The 23,268-nt window shown below is 72.7% G+C and carries 14 protein-coding genes; 5 read left to right on the plus strand and 9 right to left on the minus strand.

Annotation, left to right across the window (positions count from 1 at the left end):
• Nucleotides 1-351 precede the first annotated feature (351 nt).
• Nucleotides 352-1,728 carry a DUF1996 domain-containing protein gene (locus tag L3i22_RS32705; RefSeq protein ID WP_221321339.1) on the plus strand — a complete coding sequence of 459 codons (1,377 nt, stop codon included), beginning with the start codon at nucleotides 352-354 and terminating at the stop codon, nucleotides 1,726-1,728.
• Nucleotides 1,729-1,749: 21 nt separating this feature from the next.
• Here L3i22_RS32705 and L3i22_RS32710 read toward each other — a convergent pair whose 3' ends face one another.
• The 3 genes from L3i22_RS32710 to L3i22_RS32720 are packed head-to-tail and all read right to left on the minus strand — an operon-like array spanning nucleotide 1,750 to nucleotide 5,349.
• Complete coding sequence (locus L3i22_RS32710) at nucleotides 1,750-2,772, minus strand: iron chelate uptake ABC transporter family permease subunit (protein ID WP_255657347.1); 1,023 nt, start codon at nucleotides 2,770-2,772, stop codon at nucleotides 1,750-1,752.
• Nucleotides 2,769-3,770, minus strand: a complete 1,002-nt coding sequence (locus L3i22_RS32715) for an iron ABC transporter permease (protein ID WP_255657348.1) — start codon at nucleotides 3,768-3,770, stop codon at nucleotides 2,769-2,771. Before L3i22_RS32715 ends, L3i22_RS32710 begins: the two co-directional genes overlap by 4 nt.
• Nucleotides 3,763-5,349, minus strand: coding sequence for an SIP domain-containing protein (locus tag L3i22_RS32720; RefSeq protein WP_221321340.1), 1,587 nt, complete (start codon nucleotides 5,347-5,349; stop codon nucleotides 3,763-3,765). Before L3i22_RS32720 ends, L3i22_RS32715 begins: the two co-directional genes overlap by 8 nt.
• A gap of 30 nt (nucleotides 5,350-5,379) precedes the next feature.
• Here L3i22_RS32720 and L3i22_RS32725 point away from each other — a divergent pair, with 30 nt between their 5' ends.
• The 4 genes from L3i22_RS32725 to L3i22_RS32740 all read left to right on the plus strand — a co-directional run bounded on the left by L3i22_RS32725 (nucleotide 5,380) and on the right by L3i22_RS32740 (nucleotide 15,232).
• Nucleotides 5,380-6,387 (plus strand): ABC transporter substrate-binding protein, encoded by a 1,008-nt coding sequence (locus tag L3i22_RS32725; protein WP_221321341.1) that lies wholly within the window; start codon nucleotides 5,380-5,382, stop codon nucleotides 6,385-6,387.
• Between the two features lie 70 nt (nucleotides 6,388-6,457).
• On the plus strand, nucleotides 6,458-11,929 hold the full coding sequence (locus L3i22_RS32730) for a non-ribosomal peptide synthetase (RefSeq protein ID WP_255658735.1): 5,472 nt from the start codon (nucleotides 6,458-6,460) through the stop codon (nucleotides 11,927-11,929).
• A 118-nt stretch (nucleotides 11,930-12,047) separates the two neighbouring features.
• On the plus strand, nucleotides 12,048-12,473 hold the full coding sequence (locus tag L3i22_RS32735; protein ID WP_221321343.1) for a hypothetical protein: 426 nt from the start codon (nucleotides 12,048-12,050) through the stop codon (nucleotides 12,471-12,473).
• Nucleotides 12,470-15,232, plus strand: coding sequence for a tetratricopeptide repeat protein (locus L3i22_RS32740; RefSeq protein ID WP_221321344.1), 2,763 nt, complete (start codon nucleotides 12,470-12,472; stop codon nucleotides 15,230-15,232). Before L3i22_RS32735 ends, L3i22_RS32740 begins: the two co-directional genes overlap by 4 nt.
• A 15-nt stretch (nucleotides 15,233-15,247) precedes the next feature.
• Here L3i22_RS32740 and L3i22_RS32745 read toward each other — a convergent pair whose 3' ends face one another.
• From L3i22_RS32745 to L3i22_RS32770, 6 genes are read right to left on the minus strand one after another with little or no spacing between them, the layout of a single operon-like run.
• Nucleotides 15,248-16,741, minus strand: a complete 1,494-nt coding sequence (locus tag L3i22_RS32745; protein ID WP_221321345.1) for a (2,3-dihydroxybenzoyl)adenylate synthase — start codon at nucleotides 16,739-16,741, stop codon at nucleotides 15,248-15,250.
• Nucleotides 16,738-18,780, minus strand: a complete 2,043-nt coding sequence (locus L3i22_RS32750; RefSeq protein WP_221321346.1) for a phosphopantetheine-binding protein — start codon at nucleotides 18,778-18,780, stop codon at nucleotides 16,738-16,740. The genes L3i22_RS32745 and L3i22_RS32750 overlap by 4 nt, the downstream gene beginning before the upstream one ends.
• Nucleotides 18,777-20,237, minus strand: coding sequence for an amino acid adenylation domain-containing protein (locus L3i22_RS32755; protein WP_304523433.1), 1,461 nt, complete (start codon nucleotides 20,235-20,237; stop codon nucleotides 18,777-18,779). The genes L3i22_RS32750 and L3i22_RS32755 overlap by 4 nt, the downstream gene beginning before the upstream one ends.
• On the minus strand, nucleotides 20,234-21,487 hold the full coding sequence (locus L3i22_RS32760) for a salicylate synthase (protein ID WP_255657349.1): 1,254 nt from the start codon (nucleotides 21,485-21,487) through the stop codon (nucleotides 20,234-20,236). The genes L3i22_RS32755 and L3i22_RS32760 overlap by 4 nt, the downstream gene beginning before the upstream one ends.
• Nucleotides 21,484-21,687, minus strand: coding sequence for an MbtH family protein (locus L3i22_RS32765; protein WP_221321348.1), 204 nt, complete (start codon nucleotides 21,685-21,687; stop codon nucleotides 21,484-21,486). Before L3i22_RS32765 ends, L3i22_RS32760 begins: the two co-directional genes overlap by 4 nt.
• 26 nt (nucleotides 21,688-21,713) lie before the next feature.
• Nucleotides 21,714-23,003 carry a lysine N(6)-hydroxylase/L-ornithine N(5)-oxygenase family protein gene (locus tag L3i22_RS32770; protein WP_221321349.1) on the minus strand — a complete coding sequence of 430 codons (1,290 nt, stop codon included), beginning with the start codon at nucleotides 23,001-23,003 and terminating at the stop codon, nucleotides 21,714-21,716.
• Between the last annotated feature and the right edge of the window lie 265 nt (nucleotides 23,004-23,268).

Here is a 23,268-nt window from a genome sequence, read left to right on the forward strand (position 1 = left end):
TCGACCTGGCGGTCAGATCGGCCGGCCGGGACGGAACGTGACGGAATGCGGCCGAGGTCTCCCCGACGAGGCGCACAGTTCCGGAACCGTGCCGCCCGGGCTCCCGGCCAGAAGCGATGGCCAAGGCTGTGAGCTGCACGGACGCGTGCGGCGACGGGTCTTGAGAGCGATTCTCGGGGCGGCCGGAGCCATTGACAGTCATTAACGGGACATTCACAGTGGCGACCAAGAGAGCGCTTTCACGCGCATCGCTGTAACAGCTCCGACACATCCCCCGCCCTGAGGAGCAGCTTCATGGATTCCCCCGTCCCCGCGACCTCGCACTCCCCTGCGCTCCGCCGGAACCGCGGTATGCGTCGCGCCGTTCTCGGTGCGGCGCTGACCGGTGCCCTCGTGGCCGCCGGCATCGCCGGCACCTCCGCCTCGGCCGCGACCCCGGTGACCGTCCAGGCCGAGTCGTACGCCGCCCAGTCCGGAGCGCAGCTCGAAGCGACCGCCGACACCGGTGGCGGGCAGAACGTCGCCTACCTGGCCAACGGTGACTGGCTGCGGTACGACAACGTGGACCTCGGCGCGGCCGGAGCGATCACGGTCGGCGCGCGTCTGGCCTCCGACAGCGCCACCACCGGCAGCATCCAGGTCCGGACCGGGTCGGCGACCGGAACCGTGCTGGCCAGCATCCCGGTGACCCGGACCGGTGGCTGGCAGACCTGGGTCACCACGTCCGCGGTGGCGAACACGCACCCGACCGGCGCGCAGACCGTCTTCCTCACCATGACCAGCGCGCAGGCGGACAACTTCGTCAACCTCAACTGGTTCTCGGTCGCCGCCGGCGGCAGCACGACGCCCTCCTCCCCCGCTCCCACCGGGACGTCCGGCGCCGGCTGGCCCACCGTCGACCCGGCGCAGCAGGCCGCCGACACGGCCGCGTTCTTCGCGCTCACCCCGCGGCCGATCACCGGCGACGTGGTGCGGGTGCCGGAGTTCAACGCCGGGTGCACGGTCAGCCATCACCTCAACGACGACCCGATCGTCTTCCCCGGGCTGGCCGGCGCGTCGCACGCGCACACCTTCCTCGGCAACACCAGCACCAACGCGAGCTCGACCAACCAGTCCCTGCTCGGGCACTCGGCGACCACCTGCACCCCGGCCGAGGACCTGTCCGCGTACTGGATCCCCTCGCTGCTGCAGAACGGCACGGTGATCGACCCCGCCGGGGTCACCGTCTACTACGGCTCGCGGCTCAAGGACCCGAGCCGGACCCAGCCGTTCCCGCCGGGCTTCCGGATGATCGCCGGTGACGCGAAGCTGCAGGTGCCCAGCAGCGGCAACCAGTTCTGGTGCGCCGGACCGGGCGGCCAGACCGGCCGCAGTGCCGACGGGAACTGGCCGATCTGCGCCCCGACCGCGAACCTGACCTACCAGCTCGTCTTCCCGGACTGCTGGGACGGCGTGCACCTGGACAGCCCCAACCACAAGGACCACGTCGGACCGGCCGGCCCGGACGGCACCTGCGCCAGTGGGAACTTCCCGGTGGCGATCCCGTCGCTGTCGTTCGTCATCGACTACCCCGTCCACGGCACCACGGCCGGGTTCGCGCCGGCCTCCGGGATGGCGTCGTCGATGCACGGCGACTTCATGAACGCCTGGCAGCCCGCCGCGCAGGCCGCCCGGGTCCGCAACTGCATCGACCAGTCCGTCAAGTGCAACTCCGCCGGCAACAACTGACCCACTGACCCTGGCCCCGGGTCAGCCGCCTGCGCCGAGGCGGTTGGCCCGGGCCAGCAGCCACAGCAGGTAGGGGGCGCCGACCACGCCGGTGATCACCCCCACCGGCAGCTCGGTCGGGGCGGCCACGGTCCGCGCCAGCAGGTCGGCGACCACCACCAGCAGTGCGCCCAGCAGCGCCGCCGGGATCAGCGTCACCGACGTCCGGACCAACTGGCGGGCGATCGCCGGGGCGACGAACGCGACGAACGGCACCGGCCCGGCCGCGGCGACACCGACCGCCGCCAGGCCGACGGCGGCCAAGATCAAGATCAACCGATTGACTTCCAGGGGTACGCCGAGGGCCCGCGCCGTGTCGTCGCCCAGTTGCATGACCCGCAGCGGCCGCGCCGCCCACACCGCCACCGGGGTCAGCACGGCCAGCGCCCCGACGACCGGCCACAGGTGCTCCCACCCACGTTCGTTGAGGCTGCCGACCAGCCAGATCATCGCCTGCTGCGCGTCCCAGATCTCCGAGCGGGTCAGCAGGTACGCGGTCACGCTGTTGAGCACCGCGCCGATCCCGATGCCGACCAGCACCAGCCGGTACGGCGACAGCCCGGCCCGGTAGGCTAGCAGGTACACGGCCGCCGCGGAGAGCACCGCCCCGATCGCCGCCGCTGACGACACCACCGCCAGCCCACCGGCCGTGGTGACGATCGCGGCCACCGCCACGGTCGACGCCCCGGCCGTCACCCCGAGCACGTCCGGGCTGGCCAGCGGGTTGCGGGCCAGGCCCTGGAACAGCGCGCCGGAGAGCCCGAACGCCGCGCCGACGACCGCCCCGGTGAGCACCCGCGGCAGCCGCAGCGTCTGCACGACGAACGTGGTGCCCGCGTCGCCCGTGCCGAACGCAGCAGCGGCCACGTCCCGCAGCGGGATCCGGTACTCCCCCACGCTGACCGCGACCGCGCAGGCCAGCGCCAGCAGCCCGGCGACGGTCACCGACAGCAGCAGCGCCCGCCGGCGCGCCACCCGGCCCGGGGCGGTGACCAGCGCGGTCACAGCTGGGCCAGCCGGCGCCGGCGGACCAGGGCGACGAACACCGGCGCCCCGATGACCGCCGTGACGATGCCGACCTGCAGCTCCGACGGCCGGGCCACGGCCCGCCCGAGGATGTCCGCGGACAGCAGCAGGATCGGGGCGAGGACCGCCGAGTAGGCCAGGATCCAGCGGTGGTCGGCGCCGACGATCGCGCGGGCGACGTGCGGCACGGTCAGCCCGACGAAGCCGATCGGCCCGGCCGCCGCGGTCGCCGCGCCGACCAGCAGGACGACCGCCGCCGCGCAGAGCGCCCGGGCCCGGCCGAGCCGCTGGCCCAGGCCCCGGGCGACGTCGTCGCCGAGCGCCAGGGTGTTCAGCGAGCGACCCGCCCACAGGGCCAGGATGGTGCCGGTCGCGAGGAACGGCAGCAGCGCCCCGACCACCGAACCGCCGCGCCCGGCGAGCGAGCCGACCACCCAGAACCGGTACTGGTCCATGGTGACCCGGTCGAGCAGCAGCACGCAGGTGGTCGCCGAGGCGAGCAGCGAGGTCACCGCGGCGCCGGCGATCGCCAGCTTGACCGGGGACGCGCCGTCGCGGCCCATCGAGCCGACGCCGTAGACCAGCACCGACGCGGCCAGCGCGCCGAGGAACGCGAACCAGACGTAGCCGTGGACGTCGCTGACGCCGAGCACGTGGATGCCGATCACGACGGCGAGGGCGGCGCCCGCGTTCACCCCGAGGATCCCCGGGTCGGCGATCGGGTTGCGGGTCAGGCCCTGCATGATCGCGCCGGCCAGACCCAGGGCAAGACCCACGACCAGACCGACGACGGTACGGGGCAGCCGCAGCGTCCGCACCACGAGATGGGCGTCCACAGTGGGGTCGAAGTGCCGGAACGCCGCGGCCACGGTCCGCAGCGGGATCGAGGTGGACCCGTAGGCGATGCTGGCCGCGGTCACGGCGACCAGCACCGCCACGGCCAGCAACCACCCCAGCAGCCGGGTTCGGTCACGCACGGGGCCGGTGCCAGTAACCCTGGAGGCTGACCTCGTCGCGGCCGAGCCCGCGCTCGGTCAGCAGGTGGGTGCGGATCACCTGGATGACTCGGGTCTCCGCGCCGCCGAAGACCTGGGCGCGCCCGGCCGGGAACTCCACCGACCGGACCACGCCTTCCAGGCCGCCGCGGGCGGTCCAGTGCACGGTCAGCCGCGAGGTGTCCAGGTACGCGCGGTCGGCCGGGTCGTCCACCTCGAGCACCGCGATGATCGGCTGATCCGCCGGGAGCGTCTCGACGATCGCGGCGACCGAGGGCAGCACGGTCTCGTCGCCGAGCAGCAGCGTCCAGGCCGCGCCCGGGTCGTGGACCCAGTGCACCCGGGTGCCGCCGAAGCCGAGCCGGTCGCCGGGCTGCGCGGCGGCGGCCCAGCGGGCGGCCGGGCCGTGCTCGCCGTGCAGGTAGAAGTCGACGGTCAGGGTCGCGGTGGCCGGGTCCCAGGCCCGGACGGTCAGGTTCGCGGTGTGCTGGCGGGGCGCGTCCGGCGGGAACTTCCAGCGGCCGACCTCGGGCAGGACGACCCGGTCGGCGCCCTCGGCGGGCCAGATCGCGGTGAGCGTCTCGGCGGGCTCGGACAGCGGCAGGGGCGCGGCTCCGTCCGTACGGAAATCGATCCTGCGCAGTTGGGGGGTTTGATCTTCGACGCGGACGACGTGGAGCTCGCCGACGGACAGCGGGAACGCGCGGACGGCGCCGCGCGGACGGGCGGGCGCGGCCTTCTCGGCGGGCAGCGGGCGGCGGGCAATCACCCGGACGTTGTGCGGGTTCAGCGCGCCGGCCTCGAGCAACGCCTGGATGACCTGGTCGATGAAGTCGTCGGCGTCGTCGCCGAGAACCTGGGCCTGGTCGTGGAAGGCCGCGGCGCGCAACGCCCGGCGCAGCGACACCAGGTCCTCGCCGCCCGGGACGCGCACGGCGTCGTCGGTGAGCAGCACTTCCAGACCCTCCGCGGTGAGCGTGGCGCACGTCTCGTCGAGCGGGTGGTGGTTCATCCGCAGCGGCACCGCGGCCAGGCGCTCGCGCCAGCGGGGCCGGTCCACGACGGACGCGGTGACGTCGCGCAGCGCGAAGCCGGCCGCGCGCGGCTGACCGCAGCTGTACTGCAGGACGACCAGGCCGCCGGGGGTGGTGGCGCGGGCCATCGCGCGCAGGGCCGGTCCGGCGTCGGCGAGCCAGTGCAGCATCCACGACGAGTGGACCACCTCGAAGCTGGTGGCGGGCAGGGTCAGCTCGTGCGCGTCCTGCACCTCGGCGGTGACCGGCAGGCCGGCGCAGCGTTCGCGGACGGCGTCGACCATGGACGGGGACGCGTCGTTGGCGGTCACCTCGAAGCCGCGCTGGGCCATCGCCGCGGCCAGCTCGCCCGATCCGCAGCCGATGTCGGCGAACCGGCCGCCGGTGTGCAGATGCGCTCCGGCCTGCATCAACGCTTCGAGCGCGGTCTCGAACTGGCCGGTGTTGTCGGCCTGGTAGGCGTCGGCCTTCCAGGTCGGCGTGGTCGCGGTCATCGTGCCTCCGGTTCGGCGATCCAGGTTTGACATCGTTGTAGATGTTAGGTGAGGCTAACCTATATGGACATCCTTCGACCGTCGCGCCGCGCCACGGCCGCCACCCTTCTCGCCCTCACCGTCGCGATCGGACTCACCGGTTGCGGCGGCGACGAACCCGCGACCACCACCGCCGAGGCCGGCGCCGCCGCCACCGGTTTCCCGTTGACCATCACGCACGCGTTCGGCAGCACCACGATCGCGAGGAAGCCGCAGCGCGTCGTGGCGCTGGGCTGGAACGACCTGGCCGTCGCGAACGCGCTCGGCGCCGACGTGGTCGGCGCGGTGAAGTACTTCGACCCGGCCAGCCCGAACCTGCCGTACATCAAGAAGCCTTTGCCGGAAGAGGCCCTCGGCCTCGACGCCGCGCAGATCAACCTGGAGAAGGTCGCGTCCTACAAGCCGGACGTGATCCTGGCGACCTCCAGCAACCAGCTCAAGCCGGAGACCTACGCGACGCTCAGCAAGATCGCGCCGGTGGTCGCCTACGCGAAGAGCCTGTACGGCTCCACGATGGAGGAGGACGCGCAGCTGATCGGCAAGGCGATCGGGGACGACGCCGGCGCCCAGAAGCTGATCGACGAGGCGCACGCGGCCATCGAGAAGACCAAGACCGACCTGCCCAACATCGCCGGGAAGACCTATCTGTACGGGCAGGCTCGCGGCGAAGTGATCCCGCTGGTCGTCGGCGCCGACAACCTGTCGACGAAGTTCATGGGCGCGCTCGGCCTCAAGGTGCCGGACAAGTTCGCGAACGCGCCGGCCAGCGACACCCTGGCGCCCGGCACGATCGGCATCAGCTACGAGCGGGTGCCCGACCTGGACACCGCGAACGTGCTGTTCATGACGTTCCCGAGCGCCGCCGACCAGCAGACCTTCGAGGGCAACGCGCTGGTCAAGAAGCTCAAGGTGGTCTCCGGCGGGCACTACCTGGCCACCCCGCTGCCGGCCGCGCAGCTGCTGCAGGGCCCGAACGTGGCCGGCGTCTCCTGGCTCGTCGAGCAGCTCAAGCCGACGCTGCAGAAGCTCTAGTCCTCCCTCCCCCAGGTGCGGCCGCGGCGACGCGGCCGCACCCCGGCACGCCCCCAAGGAGCTCCCGTTGGTGCAGACCGCCGATCGTCAGGAACTGCGGCGCAAGCTGCTGGCCCGGCGCGGGATGGCGGCCACCGCCGCCGTCGCGGCCGTCCCGGCCCGCCCGGACGGTGTGCCGCTGCCGCTGTCGCACGCCCAGGAGCGGATGTGGTTCTTCCACCGGTTCGACCCGGCCGCCTCGGCGTACAACGTCTGCGTGCTGTGGCGCCTGGACGGGCCGCTCGACGTCGAGGCGCTGCGCGGCGCGTTCGACCGGATCTGCGCCCGGCACGAGGTGCTGCGCACGCTGTACCCGGTCGACGACAACGGCGTCGCCCACCAGCTCGTCCTCGACCGTCTGCCGCCGCTGTGGTCCCGCACCGACCTCCGCGAACTCGCCGGTGAGCAGCAGGAGCAGGCGCTGCACCGGATCGCCGCGGAGACCGGGCGGGAGCCGTTCGACCTGACCGCGGCCAGCCCGCTGCGGCTGCGCCTGGTCGACCTCGGACCCGGCCGGCACGCGCTGGTCATGGTCGCCCAGCACATCAACTGGGACGGGCCGTCGTTCGGGATCTTCTCCCGGGAGCTGTCGGCCGCCTACGCCGACCTGCTCAGCGGCCGGCCCGACTCGCTGCCCGCGCTGCCCGCCCAGTACGGCGACTTCGCGGCCTGGCACCGCGACCGCTGGACCGGCCGCCGCGACGACCCGCAGCTCGACTTCTGGCGGCAGACCTTCGACCCGCTGCCGGAACCGCTCGACCTGCCGACCGACTTCGAGCGCCCGGCCACGCTCACCGAGGACGGCGGCTGGCGCACCCACTGGCTCGACGCCGGGCTCACCACCCGGCTCGCCGACCTGGGCGCCGCCGAGCACGCCACCCCGTTCATGGTGCTGATCGCCGGGATCGCCGCGCTGCTCGGCCGCTACGCGCAGGCCGACGAGGTGACCATCGGCACGGTCACCCAGAACCGCGACCACACCGGCCTGCAGTCGCTGATCGGCAACTTCGGCAACACCCTGCCGCTGCGGGTCGATCTTTCCGGCCGGCCCAGCTTCCGGCAGATCATTTCCCGGGTACGGGCGGTGTGCACGGACGCCTACAGCCACGCCGACGTGCCGTTCGACCTGATCCTCGACGCGCTGCGGGTGGAACGGCGCCTGGACCGCAGCCCGCTGTTCGACGTGAGCGTGATCTTCCTGGCCCAGGACCTGGCCGGGCCGACGCTGCCCGGCGTCGACGTGCGGTGGGAGAAGTTCCACAACCGGACCACGCAGACCGACCTGTCGTTCGACGCGCTGCTCAAGGACGGGCGGCTGGGGCTGCAGGCCACCTACCGCACCTCGCTGTTCCGCGACGACACGATCCGGCGGCTGCTGGAGCGGCTGGCCGGGGTCTACGCGCAGGCCGCCGACGATCCCGAGCTTCGGCTCGACGAGCTCGACCTGCTGCTCGACGACGAGCCGCGCGGGGTGGACCGGCCCGCGCTCGGTGCCGGCGGCACGGTTCTCGACCTGTTCGACGCGCAGGTCCGGCGCGATCCGGCCGCGCTCGCGCTCGTCTTCGGCGCCCGGAAATGGACGTTCGGCGAGGTGGACGTGGCGGCGAACCGGCTCGCGCGGCTGCTGCGCGAGCACGGCGCCGGGCCGGAGCGGCGGGTCGGGATCGCGCTGCCCCGGTCGGCGGACGTGCTGGTCACGATCCTCGCGGTGCTCAAGTCCGGGGCCGCCTACGTGCCGCTCGACCCGGCGTATCCGGCCGAGCACACCGCGCGCGTGCTGGCCGACGCCGCGCCCGACGTGGTGGTGTCCGATCGGGCGCTGCCGGACGGCGGGTGGACCGTGCTGCGCACCGACGATCCACGACTGCCCGAGCTCGACGACACCGCTCCTGAGATCGGCCTTCGGCAGGATCATCCGGCGTACGTCATCTACACCTCCGGGTCGACCGGACAGCCCAAGGGCGTGGTGGTGACGCACGCGAACCTGGTCAACCTGTTCCACAGTCACCGCGCCGACCTGTACGACGAGGCGCGCCGGCGGACCGGGCGGGAGCGGCTGCGGGTCGGGCACGCCTGGTCGTTCTCCTTCGACGCGTCGTGGCAGCCGCAGTTGTGGCTGCTGGACGGGCATGCGGTGCACGTGGTGCCGTACGAGACGTATGCGGATCCGCGGGCGCTGGCTGACGTCGTACGCCAAGAAGGGTTTGACTTCATTGAATTGACCCCGACTCTGCTGGACGAGACGCTGCGGTGGCTGGCGCCCGAGGACGTGCCGGCCGTGCTGGGGTTCGGGGGTGAGGCGGTCGCGCCGGCGCTGTGGAATCGGCTGGATGCGGGCTTCAACCTCTACGGCCCGACCGAGGCGACCGTGGACTCGCTGATCGCGCGGACCGATTCCGGTGGTGGGCCGGCCGTCGGTGGGCCGGTGGCCGGGGCTCGGGTCACGGTGCTCGATGCCGGGTTGCGGCCGGTGCCGCCGGGGGTGCCCGGGGAGCTGTACATCGGCGGGGCCGGGCTGGCTCGCGGGTATCTGAACCGGCCGGAGCTGACCGCGTCCCGGTTCGTGGCGGATCCGCACGGGCCGGCCGGATCGCGGGTCTACCGGACCGGTGACCTGGTGCGCCGGCGGGCCGACGGGCAGCTGGAGTTCCTCGGGCGGATCGACGACCAAGCCAAGATCCGCGGCTTCCGGGTGGAGCCGGCCGAGGTGGAGGCGGCGCTGCAGAAACTGGTCGGGGAGCGGCAGATCGCGGTCGTCGTGCGGGAGGACCGGCCGGGCCTTCGGCGGCTGGTGGCCTACGTGGTCGGCGAGGTCGACGTCGACGAGGTGCGGGCCGGGCTGGCCGGGCTGCTGCCCGAGCACATGGTGCCCAGTGCCGTCGTCGCGCTGGCGCGGCTGCCGCTGATGCCCAACGGGAAGCTCGACCGGAGGGCCCTGCCGGCGCCGACCCGGACCGGTGGTGGGCCGGCCCGGGCCCCGCGCAACCCGGCCGAGAAGCAGTTCTGTGCGCTCTACGCCGAGTTGCTGGGACTCGACGAGGTCGGGATCGACGACGGGTTCTTCGACCTGGGCGGGGACAGCATCCTCGCGATGCGGCTGGTCAGCCGGGCCGCCCGGGAAGGGTGGACGATCCGGCCCCGGGACGTGTTCACCTGCCGGACCGTCGCGGCGCTGGCGGAGGTCGCGACCGCGTCCACCGTTGCGGCGGCGGTCTTCGTGGACCCGGGTGGGCCGTTCCCGGCGACGCCGATGATGCGGTGGTTCGACGGGCACACCGGGCGGGCCGACCGGTATGCCCAGAGTGTGCAGGTCGCCGTGCCGGTCACGCTGGACGTGGCCACGTTGACCGCCGGGCTGCAGGTGCTGATCGACACGCACGACGCGCTGCGGATCCGCTGGGACGCGGACGGCCCGCGGATCGCCGCCACTGTGGACGCGGCCCGATGCGTCGCGCCGTCGGCGGCTTCCGCACTCGAACGGCTCGACCTGGCGGCCGGGATCGTGATCCAGGCGGCGCTGATCGAACCCGGTCAGCTGGTGCTGGCCGTCCACCATGTGGCGGTCGACGGGGTGTCGTGGCGGATCCTGCTGCCCGACCTGGCCGCGGCCTGCGCCGGGCAGCCCGTGGAGCGGCCGGCCGTGTCGATGCGGCAGTGGGCGCTCACGGTGGCTGACTCGCCGGCGCCCGTTCCCGGCACCATCGCGGACACCGTCGCGACCGCCCGGGTGCACACCGTCGAGCTCGGGGTGGCCGAGACGCGGGCGCTGCTCGGGGAGGTGCCGGCGGCATTCCGGACCGGGGTCGAGGACGTGCTGCTGGCCGGGCTGGCTCTCGCGCTCCGGGAGGAGACCCTGGTCGACGTCGAGGGTCACGGCCGCGACGGCGACCTGGACCTGTCCCGGACCGTCGGCTGGTTCACGAAGATCACCTCGGTTCGTCTGCCCGGCGGCCTGACCCACCCGGCCCGCGCTGTGGAGCAGGTGAAAGAGCAGGTGCGCACCACCGGCGAGCACGGGCACGTCGGGTTCAACTACCTCGGGCGGTTCGGGGCCTCGCAGCCTGATCAGATGTGGACACCGCGGCTGAACCTGGAGCGGGCCGCGTTCGACGCCGACCTGCCGCTGACCCATGCCATCGAGATCAACGCCGTGGTGCAGGACTCCCCCGGCGGTCCCCGGCTGACCGCCCACTGGACGTGGCCCGGCCGGCTCGATCTGGAGGTGCCCCGCCTGGCCGCGGAGTGGGTGCGGGCGCTCACGGCGATCGCCGACCCGGCCACCCGGGCCGCGGCCCGCGCGACGCCGTCGGACTTTCCCCTCGTCGCGCTGACCCCGGCGCGGCTGCGGGCGCTGCCGCCGGCCGAGGACGTGCTGCCGTTGACGCCGCTGCAGGCGGAGGTGCTGGCGGCGATGCGGTCCGATCCGGGGGCGCACCTCACGCACGTGTCGTTCGACCTGCCCGACGAGGTGGAGCCGGCGGCGCTGCGGGTCAACGCCGAGGCGCTGCTGCGGCGGTATCCGAACCTGCGAGCCGGCTTCGTCGACGGGGTGCAGGTCATCCCGGCCGAGGTGCGGGTGCCCTGGCGGGACGTGCGGGTGGACTCGCTGGCCGAGCTCGCGGCGCTGCAGGGCACCGACCAGACCCGGCCGTTCGATCCGGCGGCGGGGCCGCTGCTGCGGTTCACGCTGGTGCGGGTGCCCGGGCGGGCGCCGCGGCTGCTGCTGGCCAGTCACCACCTGCTGCTGGACGGGTGGTCGGTGCCGATCGTGCTGACCGAGCTGCTCGGCGGGGCCGGTGGGCCGGCGGTGGCGTTCCGGGACGTCCTGGCCTCGGACGCGGCGGCGGATCGGGCGGCGGCGCTGGCCGGCTGGCAGGAGGTGCTGGCCGGGGTCGACGGGCCGACACTGGTCGGCGGCGGGTCCGGGGCGCGGGCCGATCTGCACTGGGAACTTCCGCAGCGGCTGACGACGGATCTGCAGGGCTTCGCGCAGCGGGCCGGGGTGACCGTGAACAGCGTGGTGCAGGTGGCGTGGGCGATCGCGCTCGGCCGGGTCACCGGGCGTACCGATGTGGTGTTCGGGGCCAGCGTGTCCGGCCGGACGCGGCCGGTCGCCGGGATCGAGCGGGTGGTCGGGCTGTGCCTGATGACCGTGCCGGTCCGGGTGCGCCTCGGCGGGGTCTCCGCTCGTGACCTGGTCCGTGGGGTGCACGCCCGGCAGGGCACGATGCGCGACCTGCCGCCGATTCCGGCACCGCCCCTGTTCGACACGCTGCTGGTGTTCGAGAACTTCCCGGGCAGCACCGAGGTCTGGCCGGCCGGGGTGCCGCGGCCGCGCAACGTGGTGTGGCGGGACGCGCCCCATCACCCGGTGGTGCTGTTCGTCTACCCGGGCCGGCCGACCCGGATGCGCCTGGCGTACCGCGCCGGCCAGGCCGGTACGGCGACCGCGGAGCGGTTGAGGGCCGAGGTGACCGCCGCATTGACCGATTTGGTGCGCTGAGGCAGCGGGATGGGCGATCGCTTGGCTGGTCGGCTCTCGCCTCCTCGGCCGATCGTATATGCCCAACCTCGACGGTCGGTGACACACTGGACCGGCTTGCTAACGGAAGGTGATCTTCGTGTCTGAAGTCGAGCTCATCCTCACGGCGTTGATGACCGGCGCGGCCGCCGGCACAACGACGGCGGCCCAGTCCGCGGTTGCCGATGCCTATGCCGGGCTACGGCAGGTGCTGCGCCGGATGCTCACCCGTGAGGGCCGCCCGGCGACAGTTCTGGACACGGTCGAATCAGCGCCCGGCAGTTGGCAGGTGAAGCTGAGTGAGGTCCTCACCGCGGCTCGCGCCGACCACAACACACAGGTGCTGGCAGCGGCGCAAGCGGTCCTGGCCGCAGCCGACCCGGCAGGCAAAGGCGCGGGCATTCGGGCCGGCGACCATGTCATCCACATCGACGCCAACTACGGTGCCGCCGCCGGCACCATGACCGGGCCGGTAACGGTGTCCTACGGGCAGGTGCCGAACCCCCCATCGCCGCCGGGAGCATGACCAGGTCGACTGCTCCCGGCACGGCCGATCAGCCGACCAGCGCACGCGATAACTACGGTGCCACAGGAACCTTCCACGGCCCCGTCAATTTCGGTGGCCACCCATCGATCTCGTGGCCGCACCGGGTCGGTGTGGTTCCTCCGGTCGCCATCGGTCGGCTGGAGCGCCCCGCCGACACCGCTCTGGAGACAGCCGCTGCGGCGGGAAGCACGACCGCCGTCGTATATCAGGTGGTGGCCGGCTTCGGCGGAGTCGGCAAGACGCAGTTGGCGGCGACCCTGGCGCATCGCTGGTGGCAGGAGCACAGGGTCGATCTGCTGATCTGGGTGACCGCGACGTCCCGGACTGCGGTGATCACCCGCTACGCGCAGGCTGCCGCCGACGTCACCGGCGTGGAGGACCCGGATCCCCGCGATGGCGCACAGCGACTGCTGGCCTGGCTGGCCGGCACGACCAGGGCGTGGTTGCTCGTGCTCGACGATCTGACCGACCCGACCGACCTGCAAGGATTGTGGCCGCCGGTCACCACCTCCGGCCGCACCGTCCTCACCACCCGCCGCCGTGACTCCGCGCTGCTCGACGGCCGGGTCCTGATCGATGTCGGCCCGTTCACCGCTACAGAAGCCGTCGACTATCTGCATGGCAAGCTCGGCAACCACCCGCACCGGCTGGATGAGGCCGAAGACCTCGCCGCGGACCTCGGCCGGCTACCGCTCGCGCTGGCGCAGGCGGCCGTCTACATCGCCGATCAGGATCTGACCTGCTCCGCCTATCGACGCCGGCTGCATCGCCGCCGTCTACGGACCCTCAGGCCGCCGACTCTCCCCGACGATCAGCACACCGCCGTCGCCGACACCTGGGGCCTGTCGATCGACCTGGCCAACGCCGCCACGGGCGGCCTCGCCGAAATTCTGCTCCAGCTCACCGCGTTGTTGGACCCCAACGGCATACCGGCGCGCCTCTTCGCCACCACCGCCGTGACCCGGTATTGCACCGCCCAGGCTGGTCAACCGGTCGGCGACGACGATACCCACGACGCCCTGCGTGCCCTGCACCGTCTCAGCCTGATCACTGTCGCACCGACCGATTCCAACGGCGATGTCATCCGTGTGCACTCGTTGCTGCAACGTGTCGTGAGGGAGGACGTCCCGGCCGACCACGAGCAAGATCTTGCCCTCGCTGCCGCCGACGCCATCGATGAAGCCTGGCCGGCCCGCGAACCCCATGCCACCACCGCGCAATGGTTCCGCGCCAACACCATCATCCTGCACCGCCACACCGCGGCGCGCCTGTGGACAGCCTCCGGCGCCCGCCATCCCGTCCTGTTCCGCGTCGGCACCAGCCTCGGCAACACCGGACTCCCCGCGGCAGCCTTCGAGTACTACAACCGCCTTCACCTCACCGCAACCGGCCTGCTCGGCGCCGACCACCCCGACACCCTCGCCACCCGAAGCAATGTCGCCTCCTGGCAGGGGCACGCCGGCGACCCGGCCGGCGCGGCGGCAGCATTCGAACAGCTATTACCCGACCAGCTACGGGTGCTCGGCCCCGACCACCCCGGTATCCTCACCACTCGCACCGCGCTCACCAACTGGCGCGGACGGGCGGGAGACCCGGCGGGTGCCGCCGCCGCCCTCCAGCAACTACTCCCCGACCAGTTACGGATGCTCGGCCCCGATCACCCGGACACCCTCGCCACCCGGGCCAATCTCGCCAATTTCCGCGGCAACGCCGGGGATCCGGCGGCTGCCGCCGCTGCGCTCGGACAGCTTCTCGAGGAGCGCATGCGGATCCTGGGCCCCGACCATCCGCACAGCCTCAGCACCCGAAACGACCTTGCCTACTGGACCGGGCTCGCCGGGAACCCCGCCGGCGCGGCCGCCCAATTGCGGCGGCTGGTCGAGGACCGCCTGCGGGTCCTCGGACCGGACCACCCGGACACCTTCACCAGCCGCAACAACTTCGCCTACTGGCTCGGCGAAGCCGGAAATCCGGCGGAGGCCATAACCGCCCTCCGACATCTACTCGAAGATCGCCTACGAGTGTCCGGACCAGACGACCCCGGCACTCTGCAGACCCGTCACAATCTTGCCCGCAAGCTGGGGGACGCCGGCGATCCGGCCGCCGCTGCGGCAGCCCTCGAACAGGTTCTCGCAGATCGGCTACGAGTCCTCGGCCCCGACCATCCCCGCACCCTGCACGCTCGCCACCATCTGGCCTACTGGCGCGGCGAAGCCGGTGAGCCGACCAGCGCCGTCACCAGCTACCAGCAGCTTCTGGTGGATCGACGGCGAGTCCTTGGGCCGGATCACCCGCAGACCCTCACCACTCGCCACCACCTTGCCCACTATCAAGGGCTCACCGGCGACCCGGTCGGCGCGGCCGGCGCCTTCGAACAGCTACTGACCGACCAGATACGAGTACTCGGTCCCGACAACCCGGACACCATGCGTACCCGCAAGGATCTTGCCCGATCGCACGGATCGTCCGGCGATGCCGACAAGGCCGTCGCCGCATACCGACAACTGCTCGACGACCAGCTACGAGTACTTGACCGAAACCACCCACACCTTCTCAGCACACGCGGCGACCTCGCCCACTGGCAGGGAAAGGCCGGCGACCCGGCGGGTGCCGCAGCCGCACTCGAGCAACTACTCACCGACTCGTTGCGGATCCTCGGTACCGACCACCCGTATCTCCTCGCCACTCGCGGCGCACTCGCGTACTGGCAAAGCCGCAGCGCTACTCAACTCCGATAAGAGCCACGAGGTGGGTCAGGCGGATATCCGGGTGGCCAGGGCCTTCTTGTCGATCTTGCCGACTGCGGTGAGGGGCAGGTCGTCCAGGACGATCAGGCGGTCCGGGAGTTTGAAGCGGGCCAGGCCCCGCCCGCCCAGGAAGGCCTTCAAGGGCTTGAGGCGAGGCGCCTCCGGGCCGGTCACGGTGATCACCGCGCAGACGATTTCGCCGTGGGTGGGGTCGGGCAGGCCGATCACCGCCACCTGGGCGACCGCCGGATGGGCCAGCAGGTGCTCCTCCAGCTCCCCAGCGGCCACGTTCTCGCCGCCGCGGTTGATCACGTCCTTGCTGCGGCCCTCGACGATCAGGTGGCCGGACGGCAACTGCCGGACCAGGTCGCCGGTGCGGTAGAAGCCGTCGGCGCCGAAGGCCAGGGCGTTGTACTCCGGGACCCGGTAGTAGCCCCGGATCGTGTACGGCCCCCGGGTCCACAGTTCACCGACCTGCCCGGCGGCAACCGGTTCGCCGTGCGGGTCCACGATCCGGATCTCGTCGTCCGGCGAGAGCGGCCGCCCCTGCGTGGTCAGGATCAGCCCGTCCGGGTCGTCGAGCCGCGTGTAGTTGAGCAGCCCCTCGGCCATCCCGAAGACCTGCTGCAGCTGCCGCCCGACCGCGGGCCGCAGCCGCCCGGCCAGCGCGGCGTCCAGTTTCGCCCCGCCCACCTGCAGCAACCGCAGGCTGGACAGGTCCCGGGCGTCCCACCCGGTCGCGTCGCGCCACAGCCGGGCCAGCGGCGGCACCAGCGCGGTCACGGTCACCCGCTCCCGGGTGACGATCCCGAACGCGGCGTCCGGGCTGGGCGACGGCGCCATCACGACCCGGCCGCCGACGGCGAGGGTGCCGAGGATGCCCGGGCAGGCGAGCGGGAAGTTGTGCGCGGCCGGCAGCGCGACCAGGTAGACGTCGTCCGCCGTCAGTTCGCAGACCTCGGCGGAGGCGATCGCGTTGTAGAGGTAGTCGCGATGCGTACGCGGAATGAGTTTGGGTTTTCCGGTTGTCCCCCCGGAGATCAGCAGCAGCGCGACGTCCTCCGGATCGGCCACCGGCAGGTCGACGACGTCGGCGTCGGGCAGGGTGACCACGACGTGCCGCAGCGACGGCGCGTCCAGCTCCGCCGCCAGGTTCCGGTAGTCGAAGCCGCCGAACCGGTCCGGGATCACGTAGGCGACGGCCTCGGCGTGCCGGACGAAGTGCTCGATCTCGGTACGCCGGTGCGCCGGCAACGCCATCACCGGCACCGCCCCGGCCCGGATCAGCCCGAACAACGCGACCACGAAGTCGGCCGTGTTCGGCAGCTGCACCACGACCCGGTCCCCGGGCGAGATCCCGAGCGCCGCGAACCCGGCCGCGGTCCGGTCGGCGCGGGCGTCGAGTTCCGCGTAGCTGATCCGCAGCTCGCCGTCCACCAAAGCGATGTCGTCACCGGACCGGACGGCCCAGTCGTGCAGAAGTCCACCCAGGGTCGTCACGCCGATTCTCCTTCGAGCTGGGCGCGGACCTCGTCGTCGGACAGCCCCTCGATCTCCAGGAAGACCGCCGCCACGTCGCCGAGCCGCGGGTCGAGGTCGAGCAGGGCAGCCGCCAGCCCGGCCACCGTCGGCGCGTTCAGCAGCGCCCGCACCGACACGGCCTCGCTGTCGAGTCCTTCGCGCAGCCGGGCGACAATCGACGCGGCCAGCACCGAGTCCCCGCCGAGCGCGATGAAGTCGTCGTCCGCCCCGATCTTGGCGGCGGGCAGGTGCTCGGCCCAGACCAGCGCGATCGCCCGTTCCAGGTCGCTCGCCGGAAGCCGCCGCCGGTCGACAGGGACCGAGGAGGCACCCCCACCGGCAAGGAGGTGAACAAGGCCGTCAGGGTGGAGGAAGGCCCGCTGTCCGGTGTCGTGACCGTCGAGGAGCAGCGTCCCCGGCACCCACCAGGTGCGGTCGCGCCCCTGCGGGTCCACCACCCGCGCGGTCACCGTCACCGCGCCGGCAGCCGGAGCGACCACCGGCGAGTCCCACGCCGGCCCGTCGGAGACCAGGTCGTCGAGCAGCCGCCCGAACATCGCGAACATCGCGTCGAGCACCCCTTCGGCGAACTGCTCCTCCCGGCAGTCCCAGTTCACCAGGATCCCCCCGGACAGCTCGGTCACCTGCGCGTCGAGCAGCACCTGCGGCCCCTGCGAGATGATCCACACCGGATCGCCGAACGTCTCCCGGACCGACCCGTCGAACAGCTCGCCGAGGCTGAGCGCGCTGGTGAACACGACCGGCGCGAGCACCTGCTCCGCACGGTGCCGCGCCAGGTCGCGCAGCACGTCGAGCCCGGCGTGCCCGGCGTGCCCGACACCGGCGTGCAGCCGCGACTGGATCGCGGTGGCCCGTTCGGCGAAGGTCGCCGCCAAGCGCAGGTCCACGGCCAGCATCACCGAGCTGCTGAAGTCGCCGACCACCTCGCCGACCGCCGGGTGCAGCGGCGCCCGGTCGAACAGCGGCACATTCAACAAAAACCGAGGGCTTTCCGCGTACGCGCCCACCACCTCGGCAAACACAGTCGCGAGCGCGACCGCCGGGGTCAGCCCGCGCCGTTTCGCCGCGCCGCTGAAGGATTCCCGGCGCGCCGCGTCCAGGTGCAGGTGACGCCGGCGGACCTGCGGCGGACCCGCCGGGGCAAGCGCCAGCGGCAGCCGAGGGCCGTCCGGCAGGTCGGCGAGCCGCGAGCGCCACCACTCGGCGGCCACCGGATCGCCGGCCGGACGGTCGGCGCGGTACCGGCGGTAGCTGTACCCGACCGGCGCCAGCGTGCGCGACGGATCGGTGTAGCGCTGGGCCAGCTCGGCGAGCAGCAGCCGATAGCTGGCCGCGTCGGCCGCGACCATGTCGACGTCCAGGTGCAGCCGCCCGCGCCCACCCGGCAGCAGGCTCAGCTCGACGGTGAACACCTCGCCGGCCTCGACGTCGAGCTTCTGGTGGGACAGCCGCTCGCGGATCCGGTCGAGCGCGGCGGCCGGGTCGCCGGCGCGCAGGTCGTGCACGGTCAGGCCGCGCCAGCTCGCGGTGTCGCCGACGATCTGCTGACCGTTGTCGGTCAGCCGGACGCGCAGCATGTCGTGCCGGGCGGCCAGGCCGAGCACCGCCGCGGTCAGTCGCTCCGGGTCGAGGGCGGGGCCGTCGAACTCGGTGTACAGGTGGGCCGCCACGCCGCCGAGCCGGTGGGCGTCGTCGCGCCCGATCCAGTACGCGTGCTGCATGAGCCCCAACGGGAAGGGACCGGCTTCGTCCGTACCCTCAATCGGGTTTTCTGGTTTGAAGGAATTGCCGGTCAGTCGAGCCCAGGCGGCCAGGGTCGGCTCGGCGGCCAGCTCGGCGAAACCGACCGCGAGACCGGCCCGGCGCCACTCCCCCACGGCGGTCATCAGGTCGAGCGAGTCGAGGCCGAGCTCGAACAGGTTGGCGTCGTCGGCGATCGTGCCGGGCTCCTCGTCGAGCAGCCGGGCCACGGTCTCGCGCACATCAAAATCGGTCATCGGTGCTCCTGTCGAGCGAGCCGGCGGCGCAGCAGCTCGCGCCGCTCGACACGCCCGGCCGGGGTGGCGGGGATGGGCAGGGCGGCGGTGTCGAGCTTGCCGTTGACGGTCAGTGGCAGCGCTTCCAGCAGCACGAACTCGCCCGGCACCTCGTGGGCGGGCAGCCGGGCGGCGAGTCCGGCGCGCAGCACGGCCGGTTCGACGGCGGTGACCACGTAGGCGATCAGCGCGCCGTCCCGGGCGACGACCGCGCAGCCGCTGACGCCGGGCAGGGCGGCGAGCGCGGATTCGACGGCGCCGAGTTCGATCCGGAAACCGCGCACCTTGACCTGGCTGTCGGCCCGGCCGGCGAACTCCAGGGCACCGTCCGGGGTGCGGCGGGCCCGGTCGCCGCTGCGGTAGAGGCGGCCGCCGCCACCGGCCGGGTCGGCGACGAAGCGGCTCGCGGTCAGGGCCGGCCGGTTCAGGTAGCCGCGGGCGAGCTGCGGGCCGCCGACGTACATCTCGCCCTCGATGCCGGCCGGGACCGGCCGCAGCCGTTCGTCGAGCAGGTGGACGGTGAGGCCGGGCAGCGGCGTCCCGATCGGGGAGACGCCGGGCGTCGCCGTCGCCGGATCGACGAGCAGGTGCGTGACGTGCACGGTGGTCTCGGTGATCCCGTACATGTTGACCAGGTCCGGCGGGTCCGGATGCCGCCGCCACCACCCGGCGATCCGCGACACGTCCAGCGCCTCCCCACCGAAGACCACCGTCCGCAACGTCGATGGCGCCGGCTCCACCTGCGTGAGCTGGTAGAACGCCGACGGCGTCTGGCTGAGCACGGTGACACCCTGGTCATCGAGAAGCCGGGCGAAATCCGAAGAAGACCAACAAACCTTCTTGGGTACGACCACAATCCGCCCGCCCGTGAGCAGCGCCCCGAACATCTCCCAGACGGAGAAGTCGAAGGCGTACGAGTGGAACAGCGTCCACACGTCGTCCGGCCCGTGGTCGAACCGCCGCGCGCAGGCGTCCAGCAACGCGAGCACGTTCCCGTGGGTGACCTGCACGCCCTTCGGCGTCCCGGTCGAGCCGGAGGTGTAGATGACGTACGCGAGGTCCCGCGAATCGACGGTCACCGGCGCGGCGGGTTCCCCGAGGTCACGCAGGTGCGCGCCGGTCAGGGTGAAGACCGGCGCGGCGTCCTCGACCGTGAACCGGATCCGCTCGGCCGGGTAGTCCGGGTCGATCGGCAGGTAGGCGGCCCCCGCCGCGAGCACCCCGAGCACCGCCGCGACCAGGTCGGCGTCCCGCGGCAGCAGCAGCGCCACGAGATCACCGGGCCGGGTCCCGTGCCGGGCGAGCAGCCCGGCGACGCGCCGCGCCCGATCCGCCAGCTCCGCATAGGTGAGGTCGCCGACCGCGATCCGGTCCGGCGTGCGCCGGGCCTGCTCGGCGAAGGCCGCGAAGATCGTCACGCGGGCACCACGAACCGGCTGATGCTGCGCAGCTTCTCGCAGGTCTCCTCGAACTCGCGGTCCGGGGTGGACTGGTCGACGATGCCGGCGCCGGCCCGCAGCCAGGTCCGGCCGGCCTGCTGGAAGATCGACCGCAGCACCAGGGCGGCGTCGATCGAGCCGTCCGCGCCGACGGTGAGCACCGCGCCGCTGTAGAGCCCGCGCGGCTGCCGCTCGTAGCGGCGGATGGTCGCGCACGCCGCGGCCTTCGGCACGCCCGACGCGGTGATCGCCGGGAACAGCGCGGCCAGCGCGTGCCAGCCGTTGTTGCCGTCGGCGAGCCGCCCGCTGACCCGGGACGCGAGGTGCTGGACCGAGCCGCGTTCGGCGACGTCCATGAAGTCGTCGACCCGTACGGTGCCGGCCGCGCAGACCTGGCGCAGCTCGTCGCAGGCCAGCCGGACGCTGATCGCGTGCTCGAAGATCTCCTTGCTGTCGTCGAGCAGGTCGGCGCGCAGCCCGGCGTCGACGGCCGCGTCGCCGAAGAACGCGCGGGTGCCGGCCAGCGGCTGGGTCGAGACCCGGCCGTCCGCGCCGACCTCGACGACCGTCTCCGGGCTGAACCCGGCGCTGCGCAGCCCGCCGACGTCCAGCAGGAACGAGCGGGCCGGGGTGTTGGCGCGCCGCCCGGTCTCGTAGGTCGCCGGCAGGTCGACGTCGTGCCCGATCTCCACGACCCGGGACAGGATCACCTTCTGCAGGCGGCGGGCCCGGATGTCGGCGACCGCGCCGGCCACCGCGCGCCGGTACTCCCCACCGGGTTCGACGGTGTCCACGGCAACCGGCGCCGGCATCGAGCGCGCCGCGATCCCGTCGCCGGGGTCGGCCCCCTCGCTGATCATGACTTCCCGCTCGGGCACGAACAGGTGCAGCAGCGGCTCGTCGGTCTGCGGCACCGGCAGTCCGTGCAGCAAGAAGCTCAGATCAAAACCGATCCAGCCGTACGCGGTGAGCCCCGCGACCGCCGCCGCGACCTGTTGCAGGGGCTGGTCGCCCACCGGCTCGGTCCGTCGCGTCCCGTCGGCCGCGCGCACGGTCAGGCCGCGGGCGGTCAGCACCACCTCGCGGACCGCGCCGCTGGCCAGCGTCCAGGTGCCCGCGCGTTCGTAGAGCAGCGCCGGCTGCTCGGCGGCGGCGAACAGCTCGGTGGCCAGCCGCAGCGGGTCGGCCACCCGCCGGGCCGCGGGGGCGGTGATCGTGGTCTCGGTCACGACGCCTCCCGCAGACCGCGCGGGCGCTGGTCGGTCCAGGTCGCCTCGACCCAGGCGGCGCAGGCGGCGCGGTCGCCGTCGTGCACGATCCGCCATCCGCCGGGCACGTCGATCGCGGCCGGCCACAGCGAGTACTGCTCCTCGTCGTTGACGAGCACCTGGAACGGCGCGTCCTCATCGTCGAACGGGTTTTGGGGCACGTGGTCGCTCCTTGGTTCCGTGTCTCTCAGTCCGGGATCAGCTCGTGCGCGGTCCGGCGGGCGGCTATCGCGGCCACGATCTCGCCGGCCCGGACGGCCACGTTGGACAGCAGCGACGACGTGATGCCGTGGCTGTGCTCGGTGCCGCCCTGCAGATAAATCCCGGCGTGCAGGTCGTCGTCGCCGCCCCACCGGTAGTCCCGGCCGACCCGGGCCCGGCCCAGCTCGTCGGTCGCCAGGTACCGGCCCACCGGGCCGAGCAGGGCGAACGGGTCGGCCGGGCGGTAGCCGGTGGCGCAGACGACCACGTCGGCGTCGAGCACCTCGCGGCGGCCGGTGGCCAGCGCCTCGACGGTCACCTCGACCCGGTCGGCGCGCTCGCGCACGCCGGTGAGCCGGGAGACGTTGTGCATCCGCAGCCGTTCGGCGCCGAGCACCTTCTCCCGGTAGACGCGCTGGTAGAGCTCGCCGATCAGGTCGGCGTCGACCACCGAGTAGTTGGTGTTGGCGTGGTAGTTCACCAGCATCGCCTTGACCTCGGCGGGCGCGCCGAAGTACGCCTCGACCGCGGCCGGGTCGAAGATCCGGTTGGCGAACGGGGTGTCGTCGGCCGGGCTGTAGCCGTACCGGGCGAAGACCGCGCAGACCTCGGCGGCCGGGAACCGGTCGTGCAGGAACGCGGTCACCTCGGCGGCGCTCTGCCCGGCGCCGACCACGACGCAGCGGCGCGGCTCGGCGGTCAGCCCGGCGACGTTGCCGAGCAGGTCCGCGCTGTGCCAGACCCGGCCGGAGGGCCGCACGGTCGCCGGCAGCACCGGTTCGAGCCCGGTGGCCAGCACCAGGTTGCGGGTGCGCAGGACGCTGAGCGTGCCGCCCCGGCGCACGCTGACGTCGAGGGCCACCACGGCGTCGCCGTCGTGCACCGGCTCGACCCCGATCACCTCGCTGCCGTAGCGGACCAGGTGATCCAGTCGCGCGGCCACCCATTCCAGGTAGTCGTGGAATTCGACGCGCAGCGGAAAGAAACTCTTGTGATTGATGAAATCGAGCAACCGCCCGCGCTCGTGCAAATAGCACACGAAACTGAATGGGCTGGCCGGATTCCGCAGCGTGACGAGATCTTTCAGGAACGCGACCTGCATGGTCGCGTCCCGCAGCAGCATTCCGCGATGCCAGCCGAACTCGGCGCGGCGCTCCAGGAAGACCGCGGTCAGGTCGTCGCGCTCCTGCACGGCGATGGCCAGCGCCAGGTTCGACGGCCCGAAGCCGACCCCGATCACGTCGTAGACCGGCATCGTGTCCCGCAAATCGGACATCAGGTCGCCCGGATGGGTGGGCTGATACCTCGCAAAACACTCCCTCCTCGACGCTTGGATTAGGTTAGGCTACCCTAATCCAGTCCACTCAGGACTGACCCCGCGAAACGATGGGAATGAGGGCAGCACAATTGATCCGCGCGCTATTCCGGGGCACCCGAACGGCACCCCGCACACGCGGTCGGAAATGGCATCCCGGCGGGCCCGCAATAGGCTGCGAGCCTCGCTAAGGTATGCCTAACCTAACTACGAAGGGAGGCTACTT

The sequence above is a fragment of the Actinoplanes sp. L3-i22 genome (assembly GCF_019704555.1).
In the GTDB taxonomy this organism is placed as follows: domain Bacteria; phylum Actinomycetota; class Actinomycetes; order Mycobacteriales; family Micromonosporaceae; genus Actinoplanes.

What these genes read in the sequence shown, in the direction of transcription:
- L3i22_RS32720 (WP_221321340.1), bottom strand. Translation starts at nt 5,349, where the DNA reads ATGTCAAACCTGGATCGCCGAACCGGAGGCACGATGACCGCGACCACG.
- L3i22_RS32750 (WP_221321346.1), bottom strand. Translation starts at nt 18,780, where the DNA reads ATGACCGATTTTGATGTGCGCGAGACCGTGGCCCGGCTGCTCGACGAG.
- L3i22_RS32705 (WP_221321339.1), top strand. Translation starts at nt 352, where the DNA reads ATGCGTCGCGCCGTTCTCGGTGCGGCGCTGACCGGTGCCCTCGTGGCC.
- L3i22_RS32725 (WP_221321341.1), top strand. Translation starts at nt 5,380, where the DNA reads ATGGACATCCTTCGACCGTCGCGCCGCGCCACGGCCGCCACCCTTCTC.
- L3i22_RS32770 (WP_221321349.1), bottom strand. Translation starts at nt 23,003, where the DNA reads ATGTCCGATTTGCGGGACACGATGCCGGTCTACGACGTGATCGGGGTC.
- L3i22_RS32740 (WP_221321344.1), top strand. Translation starts at nt 12,470, where the DNA reads ATGACCAGGTCGACTGCTCCCGGCACGGCCGATCAGCCGACCAGCGCA.